This window comes from Shigella sp. FC1661 (assembly GCF_001712525.1).
Classification (GTDB): Bacteria; Pseudomonadota; Gammaproteobacteria; order Enterobacterales; family Enterobacteriaceae; genus Escherichia; species Escherichia coli.
In genome coordinates, this window is sequence record NZ_MDGW01000161.1 from 1 (window position 1) to 5,212 (window position 5,212).

Genomic DNA, 5,212 nt, shown 5'->3' on the forward strand with positions numbered 1-5,212 from the left:
AAAAAACACAATATAGAAATAGGTGAAAAGTTAAATGATTGTATAAAAAAACTAAATATCTCAGATGTCAAATTAACCTATTACTGGTTTGTAACAGACACCGGAGGTGTTGATTATTTAGATGGGGTATTGACATATAATTTTCAGGGAAAGAATAGGGCTGAAAACTTTCATAAACAACTATTGCAATATGCATACATTAACTACAGCAAAAATCAAATACCTCGGGACTTTGTAACATCAATAAAAAATAGTATTTATTATAAAATAGAAGATTGCACTAAGTTTTAGTCCTTCCCTTACAGGTGGTTACACATATAACCACCTGCAAATATTTAACACCTGTTAACTTCATTAATCTGAACTGTGAGTAAATCAAAACGACAATTTTTCTCATTCAGAAAACGGTGAACGGGACGCGGAATTTTTTCGCGTTCCGTGAAACGTTGGCGGGGTTCGGGGCGCAGTCCCGATATTGCTACATTTTCAACGCTCCATATCTTGATCACGTTCGTTACTACGTGATGCCCCCCTGGACCAGGATCGCTGTATACGCAGTGCTTTTTCCTCCTGTTGCTGCCGTTCCTGCGCCATTTCTGCCAGTAACTCATGTCGCATTTGAGCTTTTTCATCTCCAGATATACTGAGTTCAGGCTCCAGAGATAACATCTGGCTACGGGCAACGGATACCTCTTCAGCAACCTTTTGCCTAGTGTTCTCTAAAGATGCCGCCGCCAGAATCTCGCGTTCTCTGTACCTGTCCAGCTCCCCAACGTACTTATATCCCTCGGTACGCTTAAAAGCAGCGTTTTCTTTGTCCCACTCGGATTCGGCTTGCTGTAGCTTGTTCCTGAATTCATTCCTTTCATGTTCAGCGGTTTCCAGCACACTTTTTTGCTCCAGAATACGCGCATCAATCTCCCTTTTGTCAGCCCCCCGAAACAGGCCACGAATCCCATTCAAAGCATTGCGTTGTTCCTGTAGCTCCCGCAGCTCCCTTTGTGCGGAAACAATATTACGCCCCAGTTTGTCTAAATACCGTGCCCCTTCATATATTCGTCTACTCCATTCGGAAAGAGAGTCTTTTTTAGCTTTCGCATTCTGAAGCAGCTTATGTTCTTTGAGCGCATTGGGATTGGCATCCCCTAAACGAGCAAGCCTTACCTCTCCCTGAATGACCGTTTTCATAACCTTGCGGTACTGAAGCAATAACTCCGGTGAACGGGCTGAACGAACAGGCTCAACTGCCTTGATTTTTTGCTTTTGCTCCTGTTCCTGCTGAATGGCATTTGCGCCATCTCTGGCGGTCTTGAGTTCCCGCTCGGCATTCCTCCGTTCCTGGATTGCAACAATCTGCTCCCCATTCAGACTGGCGGCCTGAACGGGGCCAAGATGAACTTCCGGCGTGCGATTGATACCCTGTTCTTTCAGAGAACGATGATCTACGCGCGACTCGTGACCGTGTCGCGCAAGGTGCTCATTCTGCACATCTGCCCAGCGGGAACGCAGCGCAACAAGGGCGGCTTTTCGCTCTCCGGCTGTCTGGGGAATACTCGCTTTTTTTGCGCCTCCCCGCTCTGGTGATTTGCTGTTGGCACGTTTAAAAAATTGCTGTGGATCGCGTTCAATACCATCATTAATCCGCTCGCAAAACATGATATGCGCGTGTGGCTGTTCCTTTCCGTCGATTGCACCTGGCGGATTGTGGATCGCGTACTGGTAGGCATGGCGATCGCCAAGTTCCTTTTGCACGAAATCTTCAACAAGTTCTATCCGTTGTTCGCGTGTCAGTTCACGCGGTAACGCGATCTCAATTTCACGGTATGCAGTCCCGTTTTTTCGTTCAAATTCATCTGCGGCTTTCCATAGCTCTGCGGGATTTTTCTTCGCCCATGATGGCATGTTACCGGATGACGAAAATTCCAGATCCTCCCGCGATTTGTAACTCTTATATTCGCCGGTTCTGGAAATGTAATCAGCATGTTTTAAGGCACTGCCTTTTGCTCCAGCTTTGACAGTGCAATGGTAGCTTGCCATCTGCCTTTTAGCCCTCCGCAGGAGCGCACATTTTCGCGACGAAGGAGAGAAACTACTAAATGCCATACCTGAATTAATCAGGGATGATTTTACGGTCTCACACGCAGGCAGACAAGTTGATATTATGCATAATATCAACTCACATTAACGGCAAAAGTGCAGAGGTAAGAATGACAAATCGTGAAGAGTGGTTAAGTGCAAAAATTGCCTACATCAACGGACTGAAATCACCATCAGAGCAGCAGAGATTACTTGTGTTACTGGCAGAGAAAAAAAACCGAACAACGACGGATGAAAAAACATTGTTCGCACTGATACGGGCAGAAAAAACCGCAGAGAAAGCAGCCGCAGCAAAAGCCAGAGTAACGGCAATCATAGCGGCAGAACGGAAGGCAGCCGCAAGGGCGGAACGAAAGGCGCGGGATCATGAACTCTACAAGGCCGCAGGCCTCATGATTGTGGCAGGACTGGTGGACAGCAAAACCGGAAAGCCAAAGTTTAGTGCTGCCGAACTGGTAGGCACACTCGCAGGAATCGCAGAGCTACCGCACAACCATCCAAAATGGCAGGAATGGGAAAAACGCGGGAAAGAGCTACTCACCAAAAACAGTGCGTAAGAGCCTCCGTTCACGTTCCGGTTCCCTGGTGCTTCCTCGCTCATTCGCTCGCTACGCTCGGTCATGAGACTGCGGCGAGCACGACCACCTCAATCATACGGTAAGCCGCACCATTGCTGGGCTGAAAGGAGAAAACCGCCGGAAAGCCCGCTGCTCAAAAAGACGCCGAAAAGGCGCTGTTATCTGATATAGGCTATTTGTGCATTGCCCAATTACGGATCGTATTACGATGTACATTCAGCATCGCCGCAATAGCTTTCTGAGAATATCCATTCTCCAGCATACATAGCGCCATGAAACGCTTGTCATCGTAGGCTTCGCCTTTAGCGATGCCACCTTTCCGGCCTCTCTTGGCCTGTATTTCTGGTGTGTGCGTATCAGCCACATACTGTGCGAAACTTTCCGGCGTGAAGTTCCTGTGCGTGTATTTCGCAATGCTCTTGCCAATAGCCCGACATTCAGGCGGAGAAAGCGGAACGGGAAGCGATGCGTTGTACATTTCGACACGCTGAATCACAGCATCAAGCCACTGTGAGAATGCTGGCCAGCCCTGACGAATCGCCCTGTAAGCCCATTTGCGCGTCATTTCGAACAGATGGCAGTTTCGCCCCAGCCCGTAATGTTTATCGACGCTACGACGCTCTGAGGCTCTCAAATCGAGATAATCAGCCAGTTCATCGAGGGCGTAGGCTTCCTCGCGCCACTCCATCACCTGCCATTCCAGGTGGAACGGATTTTTGCAAATCAGTCCGCTGTAGTTCACATCTGCGTCAAGTTTCTCACACAGCGCACGTTCAATTGCAGCGGCGTATTTCAGCGCCTTAACCGACGCATCAGGCGCGGTTCTCACGGCAAGATTGAGCGCGTAGAGCAGGTGAGCGTGCCCGTTCTCGGGATTTTTTACGGTGATGTTCGGCGCGGGGGCGTTCCGGTCGCTCCAGTCAATCGCAGCTCCTACTCGGTCAACGTCAAAAACCAGCCAGAACTGCGCATGAGGCTGATTTTGCTGGATGTAGCGAGCAAGCAGCGCACGCCCTTTGCCGGAGATACGAAGACCGAAAGCGAGCTCATCCGTGTGATAGGGACGGTGGGGTAAATTTTCTTCGAAGTATTGAAGCGCGGCGCTCATGTGTTACGATTCCTTCTAGGTTATCGACCGACATCGCCCCTGTATTTTCGTGAAAGTCTTGGCGGATAGACACGAATTTCAGGGGCGTTTGTTTTTCAGTCGCTTACACTACCCCCAACGACAAAACCTGTCGAGCCTTCCCGCAAAATCGATCCATTTACCATAACTCCCGTTGTGCGCCCCCCTTAAAACGCCCTCAGTCGCTTTCTGGCGCAAAAAACGTAAAAAGACAGGGAAACAACAGGCCAGACCAAAAAAACGCGCCAGAATTGTTTTCAGGGGGCTGCATAACTATGCACGAAAGCGATTCATGTCCGGTTTCACTCGTTTTGAACAGCGAACAGGTCAAAACAGCAAACTTTCTCATCCAGAAAAAGGTGAACTGGTGCGAAATCTTTTCGAACTGCGTAAGACGTTGAGCACAAACATAGTAAGTCGGTTTATCGGTATGTATGGATTCCATTAACATATCGCCTGTATTAATATTTCCTCGTTATTGTTAGAAATAAAAATGGGAAAAATGAATATTAACTTTAAACATATCCTTCCTTTATTGTCGTCATTTTTTATTTCAGGATGCGACCCTGATGGAATAAGCAAAGTAAAGTCTTTCGTATATTACGACATTGACGACTCAATGACTGTTGGTAAAGCCTTCGATACAAGGAGTGATTGCATCAATGGCACATGGAGTGAAAAAGAGGATAATCGAGGCAGAACCATCGTCACATATACCTGTGATATTAGTGAAAGTGGCCTAAAAATAATAAATTCAGCCATTATGCAAGAACCTGAAGATAAGGCTGAATATTCTATAACACAAAATAACAACAGCATAAAATCAACCAATGAATCACTAGAGGAATACAAACAGAAAACGCCTCTAGTGGAAAAAACAAAAGAGGTCATAATAGATCATATAAGAAAGCTAAACAGTGCTTTTAATGAAGATCCAATGATATATAGCAAACTCACAATTAGCCCTTATTTAGACAGAATGCTATATCTAAAGGACCATAATGACAATGCGCTAAATGAAATTTGTGGTGGGTACGAATACATTCAATCTGCCGATAGTTACAGTTGGCGTGATGTAAGTGAAGAGTATGCAAAAGAATCATGCGAAAAGCATATATATAAAGTATATCAATCGTTTAAGAAAAATGCATCACCATTAATAACTAAAAACTTCCCCGGTTTCTACGAACGTGTCCCCCCCTGTGAGAACGCAGATGAATGCATAAAAAAAACAAATATATACTTTGATGATAACTTTCTAAATATCTACAAAAGAAGCCAAGATAGAGCACCTCAAATAATTTCTAATTTAAAAAAACACAATATAGAAATAGGTGAAAAGTTAAATGATTGTATAAAAAAACTAAATATCTCAGATGTCAAATTAACCTATTACTGGTTTGTAACAGAC

At 45.7% G+C, this 5,212-nt stretch carries 4 protein-coding genes and 1 pseudogene; 3 read left to right on the forward strand and 2 right to left on the reverse strand.

The window, feature by feature from the left end; all coding sequences use genetic code 11:
• Positions 1-291 (forward strand): annotated as a pseudogene (locus BFF42_RS27250) (hypothetical protein); the annotation flags it as partial.
• Between the two features lie 195 nt (positions 292-486).
• Here the strand turns inward: BFF42_RS27250 and BFF42_RS10750 are convergent.
• Positions 487-2,037 carry a MobA/MobL family protein gene (locus BFF42_RS10750; RefSeq protein WP_039059984.1) on the reverse strand — a complete coding sequence of 517 codons (1,551 nt, stop codon included), beginning with the start codon at positions 2,035-2,037 and terminating at the stop codon, positions 487-489.
• Between the two features lie 170 nt (positions 2,038-2,207).
• Here BFF42_RS10750 and BFF42_RS10755 point away from each other — a divergent pair, with 170 nt between their 5' ends.
• Entirely contained in the window at positions 2,208-2,654 is a 447-nt protein-coding gene (locus tag BFF42_RS10755; protein WP_039059987.1) for a conjugal transfer protein TraD, read from the forward strand.
• Between the two features lie 193 nt (positions 2,655-2,847).
• On the opposite strand, the gene BFF42_RS10760 is transcribed toward BFF42_RS10755, so the two are convergent.
• Entirely contained in the window at positions 2,848-3,783 is a 936-nt protein-coding gene (locus BFF42_RS10760) for a replication initiation protein (protein WP_024235833.1), read from the reverse strand.
• Positions 3,784-4,294: 511 nt separating this feature from the next.
• Between BFF42_RS10760 and BFF42_RS10765 the strand changes: the two genes are divergently transcribed.
• A partial coding sequence (locus BFF42_RS10765; RefSeq protein ID WP_146759039.1) for a hypothetical protein occupies positions 4,295-5,212 on the forward strand: 918 nt, incomplete at its 3' end.